Source organism: Crossiella sp. CA-258035 (genome assembly GCF_030064675.1).
Taxonomy (GTDB): Bacteria; Actinomycetota; Actinomycetes; order Mycobacteriales; family Pseudonocardiaceae; genus Crossiella.
The window spans coordinates 9,102,628-9,124,563 of the sequence record NZ_CP116413.1; the positions used below are offsets into that span (position 1 = coordinate 9,102,628).

The 21,936-nt window shown below is 72.4% G+C and carries 22 protein-coding genes; 13 read left to right on the forward strand and 9 right to left on the reverse strand.

The window, feature by feature from the left end; translation table 11 throughout:
- The first annotated feature begins 110 nt into the window (after positions 1-110).
- On the forward strand, positions 111-1,151 hold the full coding sequence (locus N8J89_RS41380; RefSeq protein ID WP_283662289.1) for an LLM class flavin-dependent oxidoreductase: 1,041 nt from the start codon (positions 111-113) through the stop codon (positions 1,149-1,151).
- A gap of 10 nt (positions 1,152-1,161) precedes the next feature.
- Here N8J89_RS41380 and N8J89_RS41385 read toward each other — a convergent pair whose 3' ends face one another.
- Both N8J89_RS41385 and N8J89_RS41390 read right to left on the reverse strand, forming a co-directional pair.
- The gene (locus N8J89_RS41385; protein ID WP_283662290.1) at positions 1,162-1,728 is read right to left on the reverse strand and encodes a dihydrofolate reductase family protein; all 567 of its coding nucleotides are present in this window, start codon (positions 1,726-1,728) and stop codon (positions 1,162-1,164) included.
- A 9-nt stretch (positions 1,729-1,737) separates the two neighbouring features.
- The gene (locus N8J89_RS41390; RefSeq protein WP_283662291.1) at positions 1,738-2,472 is read right to left on the reverse strand and encodes a TetR/AcrR family transcriptional regulator; all 735 of its coding nucleotides are present in this window, start codon (positions 2,470-2,472) and stop codon (positions 1,738-1,740) included.
- Positions 2,473-2,554: 82 nt separating this feature from the next.
- On the opposite strand from N8J89_RS41390, the gene N8J89_RS41395 reads away from it, so the two are divergent.
- The 3 genes from N8J89_RS41395 (at position 2,555) to N8J89_RS41405 (ending at position 5,654) form a co-directional block, all read left to right on the forward strand.
- A complete protein-coding gene (locus N8J89_RS41395; protein ID WP_283662292.1) occupies positions 2,555-3,487 on the forward strand; it encodes a zinc-dependent alcohol dehydrogenase in 933 nt (310 codons plus the stop codon).
- Positions 3,488-3,691: 204 nt separating this feature from the next.
- Positions 3,692-4,537, forward strand: coding sequence for a DUF4097 family beta strand repeat-containing protein (locus tag N8J89_RS41400; RefSeq protein WP_283662293.1), 846 nt, complete (start codon positions 3,692-3,694; stop codon positions 4,535-4,537).
- 31 nt (positions 4,538-4,568) lie between these two features.
- Positions 4,569-5,654, forward strand: a complete 1,086-nt coding sequence (locus tag N8J89_RS41405) for a serine hydrolase domain-containing protein (protein WP_283662294.1) — start codon at positions 4,569-4,571, stop codon at positions 5,652-5,654.
- On the opposite strand, the gene N8J89_RS41410 is transcribed toward N8J89_RS41405, so the two are convergent.
- Positions 5,651-5,884, reverse strand: a complete 234-nt coding sequence (locus N8J89_RS41410) for a hypothetical protein (protein ID WP_283662295.1) — start codon at positions 5,882-5,884, stop codon at positions 5,651-5,653. The genes N8J89_RS41405 and N8J89_RS41410 overlap by 4 nt on opposite strands.
- Here N8J89_RS41410 and N8J89_RS41415 point away from each other — a divergent pair.
- Positions 5,883-6,047, forward strand: coding sequence for a hypothetical protein (locus N8J89_RS41415; protein WP_283662296.1), 165 nt, complete (start codon positions 5,883-5,885; stop codon positions 6,045-6,047). The two genes, N8J89_RS41410 and N8J89_RS41415, sit on opposite strands and share 2 nt — an antisense overlap.
- Positions 6,048-6,080: 33 nt before the next feature.
- Entirely contained in the window at positions 6,081-6,590 is a 510-nt protein-coding gene (locus N8J89_RS41420; protein WP_283662297.1) for a nuclear transport factor 2 family protein, read from the forward strand.
- Here N8J89_RS41420 and N8J89_RS41425 read toward each other — a convergent pair.
- Entirely contained in the window at positions 6,571-7,245 is a 675-nt protein-coding gene (locus tag N8J89_RS41425) for an SDR family oxidoreductase (protein WP_283662298.1), read from the reverse strand. The two genes, N8J89_RS41420 and N8J89_RS41425, sit on opposite strands and share 20 nt — an antisense overlap.
- Positions 7,246-7,336: 91 nt before the next feature.
- Between N8J89_RS41425 and N8J89_RS41430 the strand changes: the two genes are divergently transcribed.
- The 3 genes from N8J89_RS41430 (at position 7,337) to N8J89_RS41440 (ending at position 8,865) form a co-directional block, all read left to right on the forward strand.
- Complete coding sequence (locus N8J89_RS41430; RefSeq protein WP_283662299.1) at positions 7,337-8,449, forward strand: serine hydrolase domain-containing protein; 1,113 nt, start codon at positions 7,337-7,339, stop codon at positions 8,447-8,449.
- An 84-nt stretch (positions 8,450-8,533) separates the two neighbouring features.
- Positions 8,534-8,740 carry a GIDE domain-containing protein gene (locus N8J89_RS41435; protein ID WP_283662300.1) on the forward strand — a complete coding sequence of 69 codons (207 nt, stop codon included), beginning with the start codon at positions 8,534-8,536 and terminating at the stop codon, positions 8,738-8,740.
- The gene (locus N8J89_RS41440) at positions 8,737-8,865 is read left to right on the forward strand and encodes a hypothetical protein (RefSeq protein ID WP_283662301.1); all 129 of its coding nucleotides are present in this window, start codon (positions 8,737-8,739) and stop codon (positions 8,863-8,865) included. The genes N8J89_RS41435 and N8J89_RS41440 overlap by 4 nt, the downstream gene beginning before the upstream one ends.
- Here the strand turns inward: N8J89_RS41440 and N8J89_RS41445 are convergent.
- The 4 genes from N8J89_RS41445 to N8J89_RS41460 form a co-directional block, all read right to left on the reverse strand.
- Positions 8,858-9,757: an ABC transporter substrate-binding protein gene (locus tag N8J89_RS41445; protein WP_283662302.1), complete on the reverse strand. Its 900-nt coding sequence runs from the start codon at positions 9,755-9,757 to the stop codon at positions 8,858-8,860. The genes N8J89_RS41440 and N8J89_RS41445 overlap by 8 nt on opposite strands.
- A gap of 111 nt (positions 9,758-9,868) precedes the next feature.
- Complete coding sequence (locus tag N8J89_RS41450; protein ID WP_283662303.1) at positions 9,869-13,471, reverse strand: hypothetical protein; 3,603 nt, start codon at positions 13,469-13,471, stop codon at positions 9,869-9,871.
- A 247-nt stretch (positions 13,472-13,718) separates the two neighbouring features.
- Complete coding sequence (locus N8J89_RS41455; protein WP_283662304.1) at positions 13,719-14,525, reverse strand: hypothetical protein; 807 nt, start codon at positions 14,523-14,525, stop codon at positions 13,719-13,721.
- A 158-nt stretch (positions 14,526-14,683) separates the two neighbouring features.
- Complete coding sequence (locus tag N8J89_RS41460; protein WP_283662305.1) at positions 14,684-16,936, reverse strand: translocation/assembly module TamB domain-containing protein; 2,253 nt, start codon at positions 16,934-16,936, stop codon at positions 14,684-14,686.
- A 100-nt stretch (positions 16,937-17,036) separates the two neighbouring features.
- Here N8J89_RS41460 and N8J89_RS41465 point away from each other — a divergent pair, with 100 nt between their 5' ends.
- Complete coding sequence (locus N8J89_RS41465) at positions 17,037-18,209, forward strand: AI-2E family transporter (RefSeq protein ID WP_283662306.1); 1,173 nt, start codon at positions 17,037-17,039, stop codon at positions 18,207-18,209.
- Here N8J89_RS41465 and N8J89_RS41470 read toward each other — a convergent pair.
- Entirely contained in the window at positions 18,206-19,330 is a 1,125-nt protein-coding gene (locus tag N8J89_RS41470) for a sensor domain-containing diguanylate cyclase (RefSeq protein ID WP_283662307.1), read from the reverse strand. The genes N8J89_RS41465 and N8J89_RS41470 overlap by 4 nt on opposite strands.
- Positions 19,331-19,551: 221 nt before the next feature.
- On the opposite strand from N8J89_RS41470, the gene macS reads away from it, so the two are divergent.
- The 3 genes from macS to N8J89_RS41485 are packed head-to-tail and all read left to right on the forward strand — an operon-like array spanning position 19,552 to position 21,931.
- Positions 19,552-20,691: a MacS family sensor histidine kinase gene (macS, locus tag N8J89_RS41475; protein ID WP_502868396.1), complete on the forward strand. Its 1,140-nt coding sequence runs from the start codon at positions 19,552-19,554 to the stop codon at positions 20,689-20,691.
- Complete coding sequence (locus N8J89_RS41480) at positions 20,688-21,347, forward strand: response regulator (RefSeq protein ID WP_283662308.1); 660 nt, start codon at positions 20,688-20,690, stop codon at positions 21,345-21,347. Before macS ends, N8J89_RS41480 begins: the two co-directional genes overlap by 4 nt.
- A 2-nt stretch (positions 21,348-21,349) precedes the next feature.
- Entirely contained in the window at positions 21,350-21,931 is a 582-nt protein-coding gene (locus N8J89_RS41485; RefSeq protein WP_283662309.1) for a DUF1707 SHOCT-like domain-containing protein, read from the forward strand.
- The last annotated feature ends 5 nt before the right edge of the window (positions 21,932-21,936 follow it).

Consider the following 21,936-nt stretch of genomic DNA (forward strand, 5'->3'; position numbering starts at 1 on the left):
ACACTGATGCCGAACGCGGTCAACGGCGCAGGGCGATCGTGGTTCAGGTCAGCGCAGACTCGGCATGACGACGCGTCAGGTGAGACGCGCGGCAACACGGTGGAGGCATCATGCGCGCAGGCGTCGTGGTCACGGCACAGCCCGGGGTGGCGGACCTCGCCGTGCTGGCCGAGGAGCTGGGGCTGCACAGTTTTTGGGTCAACGACACCCCGATGGTCCACGGCGACCCCTTTGTCGCGCTCGCACTGTGCGCGAAGGCCACCAGCCGGATCAAGCTCGGCATCGGCGTGACCTCACCGGCGCTGCGGTCGGCTCCGGCCACCGCGAGCGGGTTCGCCAGCCTCAACGCGCTGGCGCCGGGCCGGATCGTCTGCGGGGTCGGCACCGGGAACACCGCCCGGCGCACCCTGGGTATGCCGCCGACTACGGTGGCCGCGCTCGAGGAGTTCACCGCCGCGGTGCAGGACCTGTGCGCCGGGGGCTCGACCGGGTACCGCGAAGGTGACCGGGTTCGCGACGTCCGGTTCCTGCACGCCGGGGCGCAGGTGAACACCGCCGATCCGATCGAGTTCGTGGTGGCCGCGCTCGGGCCGAAGGCCGCCGCCGTGGCCGGTCGCCGCGGCACCGGCCTGATCTCCTTCGGCCTGTTGGACCCCGCCGCCTGGCGCGCGCTGCACGACGCCCGCCGCCGCGCCGCCCAAGACCCCGGCTCTCCCAGGGATTCCTACCTGGTCACCGCGCTGCACGTGCTCGGCGAGGACGAGGACCCCCACGGCGACGCGGCCCGCGACGCGACCGGCCACCTCGTGCTGTCGCTGCTGGCCTTCGCCGCCGACGCACCCTCCTTCGCCGAGCAGCTCGGCCCGGAGGAACGGGCAGCGGTGCGGCGACTGCTCGACCGGCGGGGCACCACCGCCACCGCGCCGGACCGGCACACCAAGCTCTACCCCGGCTACCTCGGCCGCATCGCGCCGCAGGACCGCGACCTGGTCCTGCCCTCGCTGATGAACATGCTGGCCCTGGTCGGCACCCGGGACGACCTCCGCGCCCGCATCACCACCCTGGGCCAGGCCGGTATCGACGAGCTGCTCATCCAGCCGGTGGTCGACCCTCCCACCGAGATGGCCCGGCTCGCCGAGCTCCTCGCCTGAGCGGACGCGCTCAGCGCCTCGTCTCGTACCTGGTCAGGACCACGCCGCCGGGAAAGGTCCGCGTCTCCAGCAGGTTCAGGTTCAGCCGGCTGTCCAGCGGGGTCCAGAACGGCGTGCCGCCGCCCACCATGACCGGGTAGGTGGCCAGCACGTACTCGTCGATCAGCCCGGCCCGCATGGCGGCCCCGGCCAGTGTCGCGCCGGCGATGCCCATCGGGCCGCCGTCCCCTGCCTTGAGCCTGCTGATCTCGGCGACCGCGTCGCCGGTGACCAGGCGGGTGTTCCAGTCGACCTTGTCGATCGTGGCGGAGAACACCACCTTCGGCGTGTCCCGCCAGTTCCACGCGTACTCGATCTCCGCCGGGGTGGCGCCGGGTTGCTGGTCGCCGGTCGGCCAGTAGGAGCTCATCGTCTGCCACAGCTTGCGCCCGTACAGCGTCAGGGCGATCGCCCGCTCCCGGTCGAGCCACCACTGGAACAGCTCGTCGCTCGGCGGCCCGCCCCAGCTGATGTCGTCGCCGGGCGCGGCGATGTAGCCGTCCAGGGTCACGTTCATGCCATAGACCAGTTTCCGCATCGTGCCAGCCTAGGCGTGGTCCGCGTGCTCGATCAGGGCGCGGAACCCGGTCAGCAGCGCGGTGAGGCCGACCTCGAACTCCTCGTCGCTGCCGACCTCGGCGAGGACCTCGGCGTGCTGGACGAGCAGCGGGCAGGCCGCGGCGTCCCGGGAGCGGAACAGCTCTCGCCGGTGACGCCTCTCCTCCGGGTCCTGCCGGTCGAGTCCGAGGTTGAAGTGCACCGAGCCGATGACGAAGGTGGCCAGCGCCGAGGCGGCGGCGGAGGCGAGTCCGGGGCGCAGGCCCGCGCCGATGAACAGGGCCAGGCCGTACTGCATCCCGGCCAGTGAGTTGGGGCCGAGCCGCTCGGTCCCGCGCAGCAGGGAGGCCACGCCGGGATGCCTGCGCAGGTGCTCGCGGAACAGGCGGGCCGACCACGCCGCCTGCTCGGCCCAGTCCGCGTCCTCGGGCGGCGGCGTGCTGGCCACGCTGATCGCCCGGTCGATCAGCAGGGTCACCAGCTCTTCCCGGTTGCGCACGTGCCGGTAGAGCGAGGCCTGCGTGCAGCCGAGCGCCTCGGCCACGTTGCGCATGGTCAGCGCGGCGGCCCCGCGATCGTCGAGCAGGGCCATGGACGCGTCGAGGATGCCCTCGAGGGTCAGTGACCGCCGCCGCCGCTGCCGCGCGGGTTCGCTCTCCCTGGCCAGCCACCAGGCGGCCGTTCCCGGTCGCGGCGCCTCGGCGGTCCTGCTCGGTTCGTCCACCGGACAAGGATAGCGCTATGCGAACACACATCACTTAAGTTAAGTTAACCGCGTTCGCATAACGGTACGAGGAAGGAACATCATGCGCGCCGTACGAAACACCGATCAGGGCATCGTCGTGGCCGAGACCGAGGAGCCGGCAGGTCCGGGGATCCGCCTCGCCGTCGCCTCGATCGGCATCTGCGGGACCGACGTCAACTTCGCCCTGGGCGGCGTGCAGGGCTACACCTACGGCCACGAGTTCGCCGGCACCACCGCCGACGGCCAGTCCTACGCCGTCGAGCCCACCGTCTACTGCGGCGAGTGCGACCAGTGCCGCGCCGGCCACGTCCAGCGGTGCGACGCCCCCGAGCACGGCACGCTCGGCATCTTCCGGGACGGCGGCATGTGCGAGGCCGTGACCGTTCCCGAGCAGATGCTCATCCGGCTGCCACCGGGCTTGGACGTGCGGGACGCCTGCCTGGTGGAGCCCGCGTCGGTGGCCGGGCACGGTGTCCGCAGCGCGGCGCTGGAGCCGGGGGAGCGGGTGGCGGTCGTGGGCGGCGGCAGCATCGGGTTGCTGGCCGCGGCAACGGCCCGGCAGCACGGCTTCGAGGTCGATCTCGAGGCGCGCCACGAGCACCAGCGGACGGCCGCGGAACGCCTGGGCGCGGGCTCGGTGACCGGCGGCTACGACGTGGTGATCGACGCCGCGGGCTCTGAGGCCGGTCTCGCCCGGTGCGCCGAGCTCGCCCGCCCCGGCGGCCGGGTCGTGCTGCTGGGCGTGTACCAGCACACCGTGCCCGTCCCGGGCATCGCCAGCCTGGTCAAGGAGCTGACCTACCTCAACTCCATCGCCTACAGCAGGCACGACGGCATCCGCGACACCGAACAGGCCGCGGCCCTGCTCGCCGCCAACCCCGAGATCGCGCAGACGGTGATCACCCACCGCTTCCCCCTCGACGAGGCAGCCGAGGCCTTCCGGGTGGCGGGCGACCGGGCCTCTGGAGCCATCAAGGTCGTCCTGCACCCCTGACTGGAATGGCGCGTTGGCACCACTGGTCGCATCAGTGGTGCTGCGCTTCACCAGGGATTTCCCCCTAAGTGGTGCCAACTTGTGCCACTTTTTGCGCGGATAGAGCCCAGGTGGCTTGCAGTGGTGCCATGAATGTGCCATTGTGGCACTCATGGAGCTGACCTCGTAGCTCCGGCCACCACACCGCCTTCCTGGGGGACAGCCATGCCTACTTTCCAGACGCCCGAACCGGTCTCCGTCGAGCTCGAACTCGGCGTCGGCAGCGTGCGGATCACCGCGAGCGACCGGACCGACACCGCGGTCGAGGTGCGCCCGCGCAACGCGGCCGACGCATCCGATGTCCGGGCCGCGCAACGGGTCCGCGTGGAATGTGCGGACGGCGTGCTCCGGGTCATCGGGCCGAAGGCAGGCCCGTTCGACTTCTCCCGCAAGACCAGGTCGGTGGAGGTGTCCATCGACCTGCCCAGCGGTTCCCGGTTCGCCGGTGAGGTGCAGGCCGGAGACCTGCGTGGCACGGGCCTGCTCGGCGAGTGCCGGTTCAAGACCGGTATCGGCAGCGTGCGGGTGGAGCGGACCGGCGCGTTGCGGGTGGTCACCTCGGCCGGTCAGGTCTCGGCGGCCGCGGTGACCGGCGACGCCGACGTCCGCACCGGCACCGGGAAGATCCGCCTCGGCGAGGTCGAGGGCACCGTGGTGGTCCGGAACTCCAACGGCGACACCACGATCGCCGCCGCGGCCGGCCAGGTGCGGGTGCGCTCGGCGAACGGGGACATCACCGTGGACCGGGCAGGCGCGGGCGTCGAGGCGAAGACCTCCAACGGCAGCATCCAGCTCGGCGAGGTGATCCGCGGCGTGGTGGAGCTCGACACCGCGATCGGCGACCTGGAGATCGGCCTGGCCGAGGGCACCGCCGCGCGGCTCGCCGTGACCACCAAGTTCGGCCAGGTGCACAACCTGCTGACCAGCACCACCGAGCCCACGGCCGCCGACGAGACCGTCGAGCTGCGCGCGCACACCTCCATCGGCGGCATCACCATCCGCCGCTCCTGATTTCCCACTTACCCGAAACGAGGGGACAGCCATGCCTGAATTCACCGGACCGGACCGCCCAGAGCTGCAGAAGGCCATCGAAGAAGCGGTCGGCCTGGGCTTCGCCGGAGTGCAGCTGCGGGTGCACGACGAGCGGGGCGAATGGGTCGGCAGCGCCGGGGTGCGCGAGCTGGGCGAGACCGCGAAGCCGCCGACGGACGGACTGTTCCGGATCGGCAGCAACACCAAGACCTTCACCGCCACCGCGGTCCTGCAGCTGGTGGCCGAGGGCAAGCTCGGGCTGGACGCCCCGGTCGCCGGCTACCTCCCGCAGCTGCCGCTGGACCCGCGGATCACGGTGCGGATGATGCTGGCGCACACCAGCGGACTGTTCAGCTACACCGGCGAGTTCTTCCCGGACGGGACGGTTGTGCCGGGAATTCCCTTCGAGGGCAAGGAATGGGTGGAGAAGCGGTTCCACACCTACCAGCTGGAGGAGCTGGTGCGGCTGGGCCTGGCCAAGCCCGCGCGGTTCGAGCCGGGCACCGACTGGAGCTACTCCAACACCAACTACGCGCTGGCCAGGCTGCTGGTCGAGCAGGTCACCGGCTGTTCCTACGCCGAGGAGCTGGACCGGCGGATCCTGCGGCCGCTCGGACTGCGCGGCACCGTGGTGCCCGGCGACTCGCCGGAGATCCCGGGGCCGCACGCGCACGGCTACATCCGTTACGAGGACGCGGGCGAGTGGAAGGTGCTCGACGTCGCCCGGCAGAACCCGTCCTGGTGCCCCGGCGCCGGTGACATGATCTCCACCACCCAGGACCTGCACACGTTCTTCTCCGCGCTGATGGGCGGCAGGCTGCTGCCCGCCCCGCTGCTGGCCGAGATGCGCGAGACGCACCCGGTCTCCGGCTTCGGCCTGGGCGTGCGCGCGCAGGAAGGTCCGGACGGCGGCACCCTCTACTTCCACAACGGTGGCACCCAGGGCTACGGCGCGCTGATGTACGGCACCCCCGACGGCGGCAAGACCCTGACCGCCTCGGTGACCACCGGGGACACCGAGGTCGACATGGCCAAGGCCTTCCAGCAGGCGATGGACCGGCTGGTGAACGAGGTGTTCGGCGGGCAGGCCGGCTAGCCCTCGAAGACCACCGCGGCCGCGACCCTGGTCTCCGGCACGGTGACGCACCAGCGGTCGCCGGTGCGGCGGGCCGGGAGCTCGACACCGCTGCGCACCTCCACCACCCTGGCGACCGCGAGGTCGGTGGCCAGCGCGATCCGATCTGGCCGCGTGGGGTGCGCAGCGGCGAGTGGTTGACCAGGTGCACGATCCAGCGTTCCGGGCCGGTGGCGGCTGATCGACGTCATGCTGGACACGGTGATCGGCGAGGTGCCGCTGCGCGACGGGAAGGGCGACTGGCGGTCCCGGCTGGCCAGGGACGACTGGGCGCTCCACACCCGGCACCCGTGGATCCTGCACATCGCGGCCGGCTCCGCGCTGGGCATCCTGGCCGGACTGGACGGGGCTTGACTTCAAGCTAACTTGAGGTTGGATGCTGGGCGCATGCCGACCATCGAGGACGAGCTGGCCGCCCTGCGCGCCCAGGTCCGCCTGCTCAGCGACCGTGCGGAGATCGGCGCGCTGATCGACGCCTACGCGCTGAGCCTGGACGAACGGCGCTTCGACGCGGTCACCTCGGCCGCGTTGTTCACCCCCGAGGTGCGCTTCGACTTCCCGGTGGGGGAGCAGGAGACGCTGGAGAACTACGCCGAGGCGGGGCACGCGGTGATGGGCCAGTACGAGCTGACCCAGCACGTGACCGCCAACCACGTGATCGACCTGCGCGGCGACCACGCCTCGGTGCGCTGGAACGCGATCATGACGCACGTGCACCTGCGGGAGACCACCGAGGCCAGGGGCGAGCGGCCGGGGGCGCACTTCGACGTGGGCGCGTTCTTCACCGCGGCGGCGGTGCGCACGCCGGGCGGCTGGCGGTTCAGCCAGGTCTCGTTGCGCGCGGGCTGGACCGAGGGCAAGCCGCCGCTGCGGGTGCTCAGGCGGGACGCAGGATGATCTCGTCCACGTTGACGTGCGGCGGCTGGCTCACCGCGTAGAGCACCGCGCGGGCCACGTCGGCCGGGGTCAGCTTGGGCTCGGCGGCGCGTTCCGGCGGGATGCCGCCGGTGTCCACCAGACCGGGCTGGAGCAGGCTGACCCGCAGGCCGGTGCCGGCGCACTCGGCGCGGATGTTCTGCGCCAGCCCGGTGACCGCCCACTTGGTGGCCGAGTACAGGTTGCCCGGCCGGATGCCGCGGCCCGCCGCGGAACCGGTGAGCACCAGGTGTCCGTTGGCGCGCAACAGTTCCGGCAGGGCCGCGCGGGCGGTGAAGGCGGCCCCGCAGACGTTGGTCAGCACCATGTCCGGCCACTGCTCCGGCGGCGCGCCGTCCTCGGTGCGGAAGCTGGTGGACACGCTGTGGCCGGCGTTGGCGAAGACCACGTCCAGCCGCCCGAACTCCGCCACGGTCCTGGCCACCATCGCCTGCACCTGTGGCCAGTCCGCGACATCGCAGGGCACCGCGAGCCCGTCCAGCTCGGCGGCCAGCGCGGCCAGCGGCGCGGCGGTGCGCCCGGCGAGCACCACCCGGAAACCCTGCTCGGCGGCCAGCCGGGCGGTGGCCGCGCCGATCCCGCCGGACGCGCCGGTGACGATCATGACCTTCGACATGCGCTGATCGTGACAGCAGTGGGGGAAAGCCCACCACCGCACGGGTCCCAGCGCTCCTGATCGACACCCGGCCCGCTGGCACGGTGTGCGCATGGGGAGATGGACGCTGGCACCGGTGGTCGTTGCGCTGCTGGCCGGGCTGGCCGCACCGGCGCAAGCACGGCCGCACACTTCGGTGCAGCAAGGGGTGGATGCGATCGTGGCCGGCGGGCTGCCCGGCGTGCTGACCGCGGTGAGCGAGCCCGGCCGGGACCGGCTGTACCGGGCCGGGGCCGGGGACCGCCGGTGGGGCACGCCGATCCCGTGGCAGGCCGAGCTGCGGGCGGGCTCGGTCGGCAAGACCTTCACCGCGGTGACCGTGCTGCGGCTGGTCGCGGCCGGGTCGATCCGGCTGGACGAGCGGGTGGAGACCTACCTGCCGGGCGTGCTGCGCGGGGACGACGAGCACGGGCGGCGGGAGATCACCGTCCGCCAGCTGTTGCAGCACACCAGCGGCCTGCCCGACTACGGACCGGCCCTGCCACAGGGCGCGGACTTCGTGGCGAACCGGTTCCGCGCGCACGACCCGATGCGACTGGTCGGACACGCGCTGGACCGGCCGCAGCTGGACCTGCCCGGCAGGCGCTGGGTCTACGTCAACACCGGATACCTGTTGCTGGGCAAGGTGATCGAGCGGGTCACCGGGCGGCCGTGGGCGGAGGTGGTCACCGCGCAGGTGATCCGGCCGCTCGGGCTGAGCCGGTCCTACCTGCCCCGGCCGCACGAGGTCACCCTGCGCGGTCCGCACCCGCGCGGCTACCTGGCGGTGGACGGCAGGCTGGCCGACGTCACCGAGCTGGACAGCTCGTACCTGGACGCCTCCGGTTCGGTGGTGTCCACCCCGGCGGAGCTGAACCGCTTCTTCCGCGCGGTGCTCGGCGGCGAGCTGCTGCCGCCGCCGGTCCAGGCGGAGCTGACCACCTGGCGGGCGGGCGGCCCGACCGCGCCGTTCTACGGGCTCGGGCTGGAGCGCTTCCCGCTCTCCTGCGGGGACTACGTCGGCCACGGCGGTGAGGTGCACGGCTTCTCCGGACTGTCCGGGGTGCTGGTGCGGCGGGACGGCGGCCTCGGTCCCGCGGTGACCACGCTGGCCACCGGCCGACCTGCCGGTATGCCCGATTTCGCCAGGGTGCTGACGGTGGCCGAGACCGCGCTGTGTGGGTAGGTTCGGCCGTGTGCTGTGGCTGGGACTGGTGCTGCTGGTCGCGGGGGTGGGCGGTTACTGCTGATCGCGACCGAGACCCAGCCGGTGGCCGAACTGGAGGTCTACCGGGGCGCCGCGGCCGAGGTGGCCACCAGCGTGTGCCGGGTGGCCGAGGTGCTGGGTCACGCGGAACCCGGCCCGTCCCGGCAGGCGGGCACCATCGGCTACAAGTACAACGAGTGGGTGCTGCGGCCGGGCACCAGGCTGTTCGTGCACGGTCAGCTCGCCGACCGGCCAAGGGCCCGTACGTGATCTCCACCAGGAGCGAGGCCGAGGTCAGGGTGGCCAAGAGCCACGACCAGCTGATGTTCGCCTTCGGCAGCCTCGCGGTGTTCCTGATCGGCCTGGCGCTGGTGGTCGTCAAGCTGGTCAGCTGACCCGCCGGGCCTCCGCCGCGGTCACCGGCTCGCCGACCTGGATCCCGTGCAGCACCTGGGCGAGCACCTCCGCACCGCGCACCACCCTGGGTCCCGGCCGGTTGAAGTAGGCGGGCCCGTCCAGCACCCACACCGCCGACGGGGCCACCTCTGTCCACTGTGGATGGTCAGTGAGCAGGTGCAGCTCGGTCTCGGTCCGTGCAGGCGGGAAACCGCAGGGCAGCACCAGCACGATGTCCGGCCGGGCCGCGACCAAGAGGTCCCAGTGCGCGGACTTGGTGTGCTCGCCCGCGGTGGCCAGCAGCGGCAGCCCACCGGCGGCCGCGATCTGCTCCGGCACCCAATGTCCGGCCGGCCACAGCGGATCCAGCCACTCGATCGCGGCCACCCTCGGTTTCCGCCGCCCGGCCACTGCCGCGCGCACCGCGGCCAGCCGCGCGGTCAGCTCGGCCACCCGGTGCTCGGCCAGCTCGCCGAGGCCGAGCTCCGCGCCCACCAGCTGGATGCAGCCCAGCACCTGGCCCAGCGTGCGCGGCTCCAGGCTGAGCACCCTGGTACCGGTCTCCAGCACCCGGAGCTCCGCGGCGACCCGGCGGTAGGACAGCGCGCACACCTCGCACAGGTCCTGGGTGAGCACCAGGTCCGGCGCGAGCTCGGCGAAGCGCGCGGTGTCCAGTCCGTACAGCGAGGAGCCCCGGTGCGCGCCGCCGACCGCGGCCGAGATCTCCCTGCTGCTCATCCGGTCCTGGTCGATCGAGCTGGTGGTGACCACCGGCACCGAGGCGACCTCCGGTGGCCAGTCGCACTCGTGCGTGCGGCCGACCAGCTCCGGCACCTTGCCGAGCACGGCGAGGATGTCGGTGGCCGCCGGCAGCAGGGAGACGATCCGCATACGCCAAAAGGTAGGCCCGGGACGCTGGTTGCGTCCCGGGCCCACCCGAGTTGGTGTTACCGGTCTACGGCCTCCCTGCACCCACTAATGGAAGAGGCCCTGGACCGTTGGTCAGACGATCGGCAGCTTCGGCATGGTGGGCGCCCCGGGGACGGACACCTTCGGCAGCGCGGGCAGCAGGTTCAGGCCCGGCAGGCCCGCCTGACGCTCGGTACCCGGCACCGCGGGAACACTCGGCACCGCGGGCACACCCGGCAGCCCGGGGACACCCAGCTTCGGCAGCGCGGGCACGGCCGGCAGCAGGTTCAGACCGGGCAGGCCCGCCTGACGCTCAGTGCCCGGCACCGCGGGAACACCCGGAACCGTGGGCACACCCGGCAGCCCGGGAACGCCCACCTTCGGCAGCCCGGGAACGGTCGGCAGCAGGTTCAGACCGGGCAGGCCCGCCTGACGCTCAGTACCCGGCACCGCGGGAACACCCGGAACCGTGGGCACACCCGGCAGCCCGGGAACGCCCACCTTCGGCAGCCCGGGAACGGTCGGCAGCAGGTTCAGACCCGGCAGGCCCGCCTGACGCTCAGTACCCGGCAGCCCGGAAACATCCAGGTTCGGCAGCTCGGGCACGGCCGACAGCAGGTTCAGGCCCGGCAGGCCCGCCTGACGCTCGGTACCCGGCAGCGCGGGCACACCCGGGAGGGTGGGCACCGAGACCTTCGGCAGGGTCGGCACGCTCGGCACCAGCTCGCCGCCGGTCAGCCCGGACAGCACGTCGAACTTGCCACCGGAGACACCCAGCGGTCCGCTGACCGGAGCCGCGGCGCGGCCCTCGGCACCGGAGAAGTCGAACGGCACGTCGGTCACGCCGGGCAGGTTCTCGCCCAGCTCCTTGTCGGTCACCGGGATCTGCAGCTCGGCGGGGGCGCCGCCGACCTCCATGTCAGTGGCCTCGCTGGCGTCGGCCATGGCGTTGCCGACGACCTCGACCGGGATGTCGTAGACCTGCGTGACCGCGCCGATCGGGGCGAACAGGTTGAAGCCGGACAGGCCGCCACCCTCGGACCCGGTGGTCTCGCCGGTGCCACCGACCACGCTGTCGACCGAGCTGGCGGCCATCGAGTCGGCCACAGCCAGCGCGGCGACGGAGTCACCGAACGGCTGGACCGCCGCGCCCACGGGCACGTTCACGATGTCGCCGGCCACCGAGCCGCCGTCACCCGCGGTGCCGAGGTCGCCACCGGCCTTGGTCCCCACCGCGGAGGCGGACACCGCGTCGGACACACCGTTCAGCGAGGCGGAGAGGCCGTTGGCCCCGACCACCGGGCTGACCGGAACGGCGACGATGTCGCCACCCAGGAAGCTCATGACACCGTCGGTCACGGTGTAGCCGCCGGCCTCGGACCCGATGCTGTTGTCGGCCACACCGGAGGTGGTGCCGATCCAGTTCACCGAGTCGCCCGCGACCTCGAGCGCCGCGGCGACCGGCACGGACGCGACCGTCCCGGTCCCAGTGCCCTTGACGCCGCTGGTCTCGTTGTCGCCACCGGCCTCGGAGGCGACCGCGGAGTTCTCGGCGCCGTCAGCCAGCACCATCCAGCCCGCACCGATGCCGCCCACGTTGGTGGGCACTGCCACCGGCACGTCGGCGATCAGGCCGGCCAGGCCGCCCTTGTCGCCAGCGGTGGCCTTGTCGCCACCGGCGACCGCGGCGGTGGCGTTCTCCGCCGCGCCGCTGGAGTTGACCAGCCAGCCGGCGCCGACGCCCTCGGCCTGGACCGGCCCGGCCACCGCGGGGGTGATCAGGTTTCCGGTCAGCAGACCGTAGGAGCCCTCGGAGGTCGAGTTGCCACCGGCCACGGAGGACACGGTGTTCTCGGACTCCGACTCGGACACCACGATCCAGCCACCGGAGATGCCCTGGCCCTGGATGGGCAGGGCCACCGGGCCGTGCACGACGTTGCCGGAGAGGCCACCGTCGGTGCCGTTGCCGCTCACGTCGCCACCGGCGCCGATGTCGTGGACGTTCTCGCTCCACGCCTTGGCGACGGCGATCCAGCCGCCGGCGAGGGCGTTCAGCGTGACCGGGCCCGCGACCGGGACGGACACGGCGTTGCCGCTGCCCAGCGCGTCGTCGTCGATCGCGGTGTTGTCGCCACCGGCCTCGGAGTCCGTGGTGCTGGTGGACTGCGCGCCGGAGTTGATGATCCAGCCAAGGGCGTTGCCCTCGGCCTCGACCGGCACGGCCACCGGCACCTGGATGCCGTCACCCGCGACCAGCGAGTCGTTGCCGCGGGTGCCGATCAGGCCACCGGCGTCGGTGGTCGTCTCGGTGGCGGCCACGGCGTCGGAGTTGGCGATCCAGCCGCCGGACAGCGCCGACACCTGGGCGGGCAGGGTCAGCGGCGCGGAGGCGATGACGCCGGCGATCAGGCTGTTGTCGCCGTTGGTGAAGGCGTCCCCACCGGCGACGGACTCGGTCACCTGGCTGTGCTGCGCGTCGGTGTTGGAGACCCAGCCACCGGAGTTGCCCAGCACCTGGACCGGCTCGGCGATCGCGGCGTCGACGATGTTGCCACCGCCGGTGCTCTCGTCACCGTTGGTCATCAGCAGGCCGCCGGTCTGCGCGGTGCTGGTGGAGTCGCTCACCGAGTCGGCCAGGCCGCCCCAGGCGAGGGCGTTGCCCGCGACGGTGACCGGACCGGCCACGTTCGGCGTGATCAGGTTGCCACCGATGCCGCTGTCGTAGCCGGAGGTGACGCTGTCCCCGCCCGCGACGGCGTCCGCGGTGGTCGACCCCACGGCGTTGGAGTTGTTGACCGGGAACACGCCGAGGGCGTTGTTGTTGCCCTCGACCGGCAGGGCCACCTGGCCGTGCGCGATGTTGCCGCCGAGGGACGAGCCCTCGCCGTCGGTGTCGACGTTGCCGCCGGCGTCGGCCGCGATGGCCGACTCGTTGTTGGTGTCGGCGACACCCGCCGCGCCGGAGATGGCGTTGCCGGTCAGCTGGACCGGGACCGCCAGCGGGACCACGACGCTGTTGCCGGAGAGCGAGGAGTCCTTGCCCGAGGTCTCGATGTCGCCACCGGACTGGGCCTCCAGCATGGACACGCTCTGCGCCTCGGCGTGGCCCCCCGCGGCGACCGCGTTGCCCGAGATGAGCACGGGCGCGACGCCGTCGACGTCGACCACGTTGCCCTTGATGCTGCCCTTGTCGCCGTTGGTGACGATGAGCTCGGGCTTGCTGTAGCTGTACTCGCTGACGTTCTCGACGTCCGCGTCACCGGTGGCGGCGATCGCGTTGCCCTCGATGACCACCGGGACCACGGCGTCAGCGTGGACCTCGTTCGCGCGGAACGGGTCGGCTTCGCCCAGCTTGGGGGCGTCGTCGGCCTTGGACGCGGTCTTGCTCTTGCCGCCCAGCTGGGGCACCTTCAGCGACTTGCCCGCCTTGGTGGCCGCGCCAGCGAGGGGCAGGCTCGGCACGACCTCGCGGGTGTCGACCTTGACGTCCTCGATGTGCTCGGCCGGGAGGTCGACCTCACCCAGCGCGGTGCCCACGGCGTTGTTGTCGAGGTGGATCGGCAGGGTCACCGACGCGGCCAGTGGAGTGGCCGGCACGTCGGGGTTCTCGCCGGCACTGGCGACGCCAGTGCCGAGGGCGAGCAGCCCACCGGTGACGAGTACGGTCTTCAGACCGCGCTTCGCCCAGATGTGCATTGTGGATCTCCTTTTGTTGTTCCCCCTGGCGGGAGGGGGAATGGGGTCGGATGGCCGGACGTGAATTCACGTCGGGGCAATCGGCCACCCGGGTCTTTGGGATATTTCCGGCACGCCGAATAAAACTGACGTGCACCGGAATGGCGCGATTTCTGCGACCTACGAGAACGGCGGGCGGAACGCCGAGAGAAAAACCCCGGCCAGCGCGCCGACCTCAGGACAGAGGTCGCTTGTCGCGCCGGGGTGGTCAGTCAGGAGTGATGCCGGGCTGCTTGGCCTGCCCGGCGAGCACGCAGTCGGCCGCGGCGGAGTCCACCGGCAGGCCGTGCGCGTTGTCCAGCGAGGAGTGCATCGGCAGGCAGCCGCCGAGGGCGACCAGCGCCGCGTCGTTTCCGTCGTGTCCGCACGAACAGGAACCGGGGTTGCTGGTCGGCACCGGCATCGGCAACGGGACCAGCGGGAGAAGTGGAAGGCCAGGCTGGACAGGCTGCGGCAACTGCCGGGGCGCGTCCTCGACCTGGCCGGGCTTCTGCACCGGCGCCGTGCTCGGCGCGGGTGAGGGGTGGTGGCGATCGGGCTGACTCGCCGGAGCCGTCGCCGCCGGGTCCACTGGGGACTCGGCGTCGGCGACGGGAGCGCCGTCGAAGTAGGCGGCGTCCCTGGCATACATCCGGGCGGACTGCCCGGCGTTGCTGGTGACCGCCTCGGTCACCTCGCTGAGCACGGGGGCCTGCTCGAACAGCTTGGCCACGTTGTGCACGGCGTCTTCGATCGAGTTCTCGGCCTTGGCCCTGCGGATCGCGGGCTGGCTGATCACCGAGGTCGCCTCGCTGATCGCCCTGCGAACGCCCTCGTCCGCGGTGTGGCCGACCTCGCCGACCAGGCCGGTGGCCTGCCCGGCCGAGCCGCCCAGGACCTGCGCGACGGTCTGCACCGGCTCGGTCACCTGCGGGGCAGGCACCAGCTCAGCGGCGTTCGCCGAACCCGCCGCCACCAGCCAGCCGACCAGCGCGCCACCGGAGACCAGGAGCGCCCGGGACAGCAGCCGACGCACTCGGCCACCCCCCGCGACATTCTGGTCCGTACCCGGCACGTGCACGCCTCCGTCTGGAGAATCTTGAGCTGGACAACGCAAAAGATGTCAGACCGAGAAGGCCGCCCGCAAACTCTGCGGCCGAATACCCACTATCGAGTTAATCGGCTCAAGGTGACTCAGTTTCGTTTCAAAACGCGGGTGGCGCCGGCCGCCGCGGTCGAGGCCAGAATCCAGCCCACCGCGGTGAGCACCACGGATATCCACTGCGAGGCGCCGGTGATCCGCCACATGTTGTCCTGGCCGAGGGTGACGATCGGCAGCAGCATGTCCGCGGAGAGCAGCCACGGGTTCCACACCGGGTTCTGGTCGCTGTCCAGGCGTTCGATCGGATACTGCTGCGGCCCGGGATTTGCGCTGTACATCTCGTTGAACCAGATGCCGCCGGCCGCCCAGAAGACCAGCAACCAGACCAGCGCCAGCCAGGGCCGGTAGCCGTAGCCCACGGTGACCTCCTGCAGCAGGCCCCACAGCCGCCCGGCCACGCCCAGCTCGGTGTAGCGGCGGCGCTGCTTCTCCAGCAGCACCCGCTCGGCGCGTTCCTCGTGCCCGCCGTCCCGGTAGACGGTGGCCAGCTGCTCGTAGGGCCCCGGCGCGTAGTCCGGGACCACGGTGCGCAGCCAGCGCAGCCGGGTGCGCACGTCCACGTCCGGATCGGCCGCGATGCCCTGGTAGGAGAAGTCCTCCAGCTCGACCCCGCCGCTGGCCTGCCAGAGCAGCTCGCCGTCGGCGACGGTGACCACCTTGGCCCGGTTCAGGATGACCCGGCCCAGCGGCTTCCGGCCGAACCGCACCACCAGCTGCTGCGCGGTCAGGCCGTAGGCGTTGAGCGCGATCCCGTCCGGCGCGCTGCCCAGCTCGGAGCCGGTGAAGGTGACCATCTTGCCGACCTCGACCAGCCGGACCCGCACCCCGCCCTCGGCCACCATGCCCCAGCTGCACAACAGGTCCTTGCCCACGGAGGCCACCCGGGCGTCCAGCGAGGGCTTGATGGTGCCGTCGCCGCGGCGGCGCGGGTCGGTCAGCTTGGCCCCTGAGCAGTCCAGGGTGGAGCCGATGCTGGCGTTCTGCAGCCGGATCGAGCCGCGGGCGGCCAGGTCGCGCAGGAACAGGGTGCCGCCGACCCGGAGCCGGTCGGCGAAGAGCACGTCGATGCCGGGCCCGTGCAGCTGCACCCCGGACAGGCTGGCGCTGCCGTGCACGTAGGCGTCGACCAGCCGGACCTGCCCGAAGGCCCGCATCCCGCCCTGCCGCTCGAACCGGCCGTCGGCCAGCCGGACCGCCTTGCCGCGGGCCTCCAGGTCGCCGCGCACCTCGATGCCGTCGGCGAGCAGCGCCACCGGGAACCGCTGCACCGGCTGCTTCTCGTGCTCGGCCTCCAGCACGGCCAGCGCGGTCTCCGAGCCCAGGGTGGCGCCGACCATGCGCAGGTAGCCGCCGATGCTGGCGTTGGGCAGCCGCACCGAGCCCGCGGCGGTGAAGCCGTCGTCGAGCTGCACGTTGCCGTCCACGGTGATCCGGTCGGCCACCAGCGAGGCCGAGTCCAGCGCCTGGCCGTGCGGCACGATCGGCACCGGGGAGTCGGTGGTGGAGTCCTCGGCCTGCAGGCGGGCGCCGGAGAACACCGCGTCGCCGCCGATCCTGGCCCCGGCCAGCACCACCCGGCCGCTGGCGGTGAACCGGCCGCCGTCGCCGTCGCAGAACAGGTTGCCGGAGACCACGATCCCGGAGCCCTCCAGCGCGTCCGCGCCCGGATTGCTCAGGTGCGCGCCGCCCAGGTGCACGTTGCCGCTGACGGTGGCCCCGCGCAGCCGCACCTCGCCGGTCGCGCGCAGCGCGGTGGCCTGCAAGGAGCCGCTGATCCGCAGCCGGGCGCCGAGCAGCGCGTGGTCCTGCGGGCTGCGCAGCACCGCACCGGCCAGCCGCAGGGTGCCGCGCACGGTGGCGTCGGTGAGGTCCACGCAGCCGGTGGCGGTGAACCCGGCCTCCAGCACCAGGTCGCTGTCCACCTGGAGGTTGCGGCCCTTGAGACCGGGCAGCCGACAGCCGGGCAGGCGCAGGCCGATCAGCTGGGCCATCCGCAGGTCCGGCGCGGTGTCGAAGGTGCACCGGGTCAGCTCGATCAGGGTGCGCACGTCCAGCGCCTCCAGGTCGAGGCGGCCGGTGATGGTCGCCCCGGTGAGCCGCAGCGCGGGCATCCCGGCCGGTTTGAGCCGGTAGAGGCCGGTGAGCAGGCCGGCGAGCAGCCCGGCCCGCACCCTGGTGTCAGGGCTGCCGGGCAGGGGGAGCACCAGCTGCCGGCCGACCGCGAAGGCGCGGCAGACCGCGCGCTCGACCTCGGTGAAGTCCGACGGCTTCGGATACGGGTCCATTGCCGTTGATCTCACCCGGCAGCGCTCGGATGGGCAATAGACCGCCAGGACGCCCCGCGCGTTCCCCCCATGACGACTCGGTCACGGCTACCGTGATCGCGTGAGCAGCCGCAGGCAGGTGCCGCCGACTCCGATCCGGCGTGAGGTTGTGGAACAGGTCCCCTACGGACTCCGGGTGAGCGCGGCGCTGTCCTGGCGCTTCCTCACCCTGTGCGGCGCGCTGGCCGTGCTGGTCTTCCTGGTCGGCTACTTCGCCGGCCTGGTCATCCCGGTGGGCATCGCGCTGCTGCTGGCCGCGCTGATGGCGCCCGCGGTGCGGCAGCTGGTGTCCTGGCGGGTGCCGGGCTGGGCGGCCACCACGATCGTGCTGGTGGGCGGGCTGCTGCTGGTGGTCGGCGTGCTGGTCTCGGTGGTGGCCGCGTTCGTCAACGGCGTGCCCGAGCTCCAGTCCAAGGTGGTGGTCGGCCTCGACCAGATCAAGGACTGGCTGGTGCACGGGCCGCTGCAGCTGACCCAGCAGGACCTGGACCAGTACCTCAACCGGTTCGTGGAGATGCTCAAGAGCAACGTCTCCACCATCGCCACCAACGCGGTGAACACCACGGTGACCACCGCGGTCGGCGTCGGCGAGCTGCTCACCGGCTTCCTGCTGCTGCTGTTCACGCTGATCTTCTTCCTGCACGACGGCAGCAACATCTGGCACTTCATGACCAAGGCGGTGCCGGGCAACGTGCGCGACCGGGTGGACGTGGCCGGTCGCCGCGGCTTCGCCTCGCTGGTCAGCTACGTGCGGGCGACCGTGGTGGTGGCGGTGGTGGACGCGGTCGGCATCGGCATCGGCCTGGCAATCGTCGGCGTGCCGCTGGCGGTGCCGCTGGCCGCGCTGGTCTTCCTGGCCGCGTTCGTGCCGATCATCGGTTCACTGGTGGCCGGTTCGGTCGCGGTGCTGGTGGCGCTGGTGGCCAACGGCCCGATCGAGGCGCTGATCGTGCTGATCATCGTGATCGCGGTGATGCAGCTGGAGAGTCACGTGCTCCAGCCCCTGCTGCTGGGCAAGGCGGTCTCCCTGCACCCGCTCGCGGTGATCCTGGTGATCATGGGCGGCCTGTCCCTGGCCGGCATCCCCGGCGCGCTGCTGGGCGTGCCGGTGCTGGCGGTGCTCAACGCGGCGATCCGCTCGCTGGTCAACGAGGACAACCCGGACCCGGACTCGGTGGACCCGACCAACCGGGCGGACGCGATCCCCAGCGGCAAGGGCGACGAACCTGCCTAAGCGACCGTGACCAGGTTGCGGCCGGAGCTCTTGGCGGCCAGCAGGGCGGAGTCGGCGGCCACCATCAGCTCCGGCAGGCCGTAGCCGTAGCGCGGTGAGGTGGCCACACCGATGCTCACGGTCAGCCCGGAGAGCTCGTGCTCGCGGCCGTCGGTGGCGGTGGTGGGCACGCGCAGCTGGGCCACCCCGGCGCGCACCCGCTGCGCGGTCCGCTCGGCCTCGCCGGGGGTGGTGTCCGGCAGCAGCACCACGAACTCCTCGCCGCCGAAGCGGCCGACCAGCTCGCCGTGCCGCACGCTGCCCAGCAGCAGCCTGCCGATCGCGGCCAGCGCGGCGTCCCCGGCCAGGTGGCCGAGCTGGTCGTTGACCCGCTTGAAGTGGTCCAGGTCGAGCAGCAGCAGCGCGGCGGCGGCCTTGCGGTTGCGGGCGCGGTCCAGCGCCTCGCGGGCCAGCCGGTCCCAGTGCACGGAGTTGGCCAGGCCGGTCTTGGCGTCCCGCTGGGCCGAGCGCTGCCACTGCGGCAGCTGGGCCGCGCTCTCCAGCATCAGCAGTGGCGGCGCGGCCAGCAGCAGCCGCAGCGGGTCCTCGGTCATGGCCATCGCCATCAGCCCGCCCAGGCAGACCGCGACCACGCCGACGGTGACGTCCAGCCGCTGGCCGAACACGTGCTCCGCCTTGGCCGTCGGGGTGCGCAGCCGCAGGCCGACCGCCACGATCATCGCCCGCACCACCAGCAGGGTGACCCCGGCGGCGATCATGGCGGGCAGGTCGGTGCGCGGGTCGGCCCAGCCGATCACGGTGCGCGCGGCCAGGGTGGCCAGCGCGGTGGCCGAGGTGGTGAAGATCCAGTGGTGCGGCCGGTGCCGGGGGCTGAGCGCGCCGTGCAGGGCGGGCCCGAGCATCAGCACCACCAGCAGGTTGCCCGGCAGTGCGAACACCCCGGCGAGCAGGTAGGCCACGTGCACCGCCCACGGGCTGCGCTGGGGTTCCACCCGCAGCGCGCCGACCACGCTGGTGCCGATGACCACCAGGGCGGCGGTGGCCACGAGCATGACGAACTTCGGTAGGTCCTCGGTGCGCGGGGCATGCCCGAGCACCATCAACAGAACCGCGGCGGACACTGCGAAACCGTCAACCACCAGCCAGTACACCAGCGCCGGTCCACGCAGTGTCCACAGTGGCCAGTCGCGCAAGACGGCCTCCCCCATGGTGCGGACACCAAGAAACCCGTGGCGATGCGTAGCCGGCCCCCTGCCGACCGTCACCCCGCTCAAGGGTGGCACAGATAGTGGCCGTGGACTGCGTCCAAGCGGGGGGATTGGTATGCCGTTGGTGAGGCAGGATGTCTCCCGTGGGAGAGACGGTGATGCCACTGTGGCGCGCGCTGGTGTGGTTGCGCGTGGTCACCCTGCTGTTCGCCCTCGGCGGGGTGTTGGTCCACCGCGAGCAGTACGAGCGGGAGTGGCTCGGCTGGGTGGTCTTCGGCGTGATGGCGGCGTGGACCGCGGTCACCGTCTACTGCTACTCCAGGGACAGCGGCCGCCGGACCTCGGTGGTGGTGGCCGATGTGCTGATCACCGCGGGCCTGCTGCTGGCCTGCTGGTTCGTGCACGACCGGGCCTACATGCTCTCCTCCGCGCCGACCGTGGTCACGGTGTGGGCGCCGGGCTGCGTGGTGGCCGCCGCGGTGCTGCACGGGCGCGGGCCGGGCATGGCGGCCGGGGCACTCGTGGCCGGGGTGAGCTGGCTGATCAGGGGCCGGTTCGACACCGACATCGCGCGGGACACCGTGCTGCTGCTCGGGGTCGGCTTCGTCATCGGCCTGGCCTCCTCGGTGGCCAGGCGTTCGGCCGAACAGCTGCACCGGGCGTTGCAGGCGGAGGCCGCGACCAGGGAGCGGGAGCGGCTGGCCCGCTCCATCCACGACGGCGTGCTCCAGGTGCTGGCCAGGGTGCGGCGGCGCGGCCGGGAGCTGGGCGGGGAGGCCACCGAGCTGGCCGAGCTGGCCGGCGAGCAGGAGATCGCGTTGCGGGCACTGGTCTCCAGCGCGCCACCTGAGTCCACTGTGGACGGTGAGGTGGACCTGCGGCCACAGCTCCAGTTGCTGGCCACGCCCAGGTTCCAGGTCTCCGCGCCGGCCACCCAGGTGCTGCTGCCCGCGCACACCGCGGCCGAGCTGTGCGCGCTGACCAGAGAAGCACTGTCCAATGTGGACGAACATGCCGGTGCGCAGGCGCGGGCCTGGGTGCTGGTGGAGGACCTGGGCGAGGAGGTCGTGGTGAGCATCCGCGACGACGGCCCCGGCATCCCGGATGGCCGGATCACCGCGGCCGAGGCGGAGGGACGAATGGGCATCGCGCAGTCGATCAGGGGACGGGTGCAGGACCTGCATGGCACGCTCGCCCTGCACACCGGCGCCGGGGAGGGCACCGAGTGGGAGGTCCGCATCCCGAGGCAGACGAGCAAGGGGGGAAGGCGATGAGCGAGCTGAAGGTGACCGTGATGGTCGTCGACGACCATCCGATCTGGCGCGACAGCGTGGCCCGCGACCTGGCCGAACGCGGATTCGAGGTACTGGCCACGGCAGGCGACGGGGACGCCGCGGTGCGCATCGCGCGGGCGGTGCGCCCCGACGTGGTGCTGATGGACCTCAACATGGGCGAGACCTCCGGCGTGCAGGCGGCCGGGCTGATCACCGCGGAGCTGCGCGAGACCAGGGTGCTGGTGCTCTCCGCCAGCGGCGAGCACGACGACGTGCTGGAGGCGGTCAAGGCCGGGGCCTCCGGCTACCTGGTGAAGTCGGCCTCGGTGGAGGAGCTGGTCGACGCGGTGCGCCGGACCGCGGCCGGGGACGCGGTGTTCACCCCGGGCCTGGCCGGGCTGGTGCTCGGCGAGTACCGGCGGATGGCCACCACGCCGGACGGCGGACCGGCCGCGCCGCAGCTGACCGACCGGGAGACCGAGGTGCTGCGGCTGGTGGCCAAGGGCCTGACCGCGCGGCAGATCGCCACCCGGCTGGTCATCTCGCACCGCACGGTGGAGAACCACGTGCAGTCCACCCTGCGCAAGTTGCAGCTGCACAACCGGGTCGAGCTGGCCCGCTACGCCATCGAGCACGGCCTGGACGTCGAGGAGTGAGCGTGGACGGAGCGCTGGAACAACGGCGACTGCTGGTCTCCGACGCCGAGCGGATGCACGTGGTGCAGCTGCTCGAACGCGCCACCGGCCTGGGCCGGATCAGCCTGGCCGAGTTCACCCAGCGCTCCGAGGCGGCGCTGGTCGCGCGCACCAGGGGCGAGCTGAACGCGGTGCTGGTGGACGTGCCCGGCATGGTGCTCAACGAGTCGGTGGCCCGCGGCGAGCTGGTGCTCGGCCACAACGCGATGTCCTCGCTGGAGCGCCGCGGCCGGTGGACCGTGCCGGGCCGGGTGGTGCTGCGCGGCACCGCGGGCAACACCCTGCTCGACTTCACCGAGGCGGTGATCGCCGAGCCGGTGGTCACCATCGAGCTGCACAACGCGCTCGGCGCGACCTCGCTCATCCTGCCGCTGGGCGCCACGGTGAACGTGGACTCGCTGGCCATGACCGCGGGCACGGTCACCGACAAGGTCGGCGGCGGCGACCTGCCCGGCGACCCGCACTTCATCCTCACCGGCGCGGTCCGCTTCGGCTCGGTGGAGATCAAGCACCCGCCGCGGAAGTCCCGGTTCTTCCGCCGCTAGGGCGG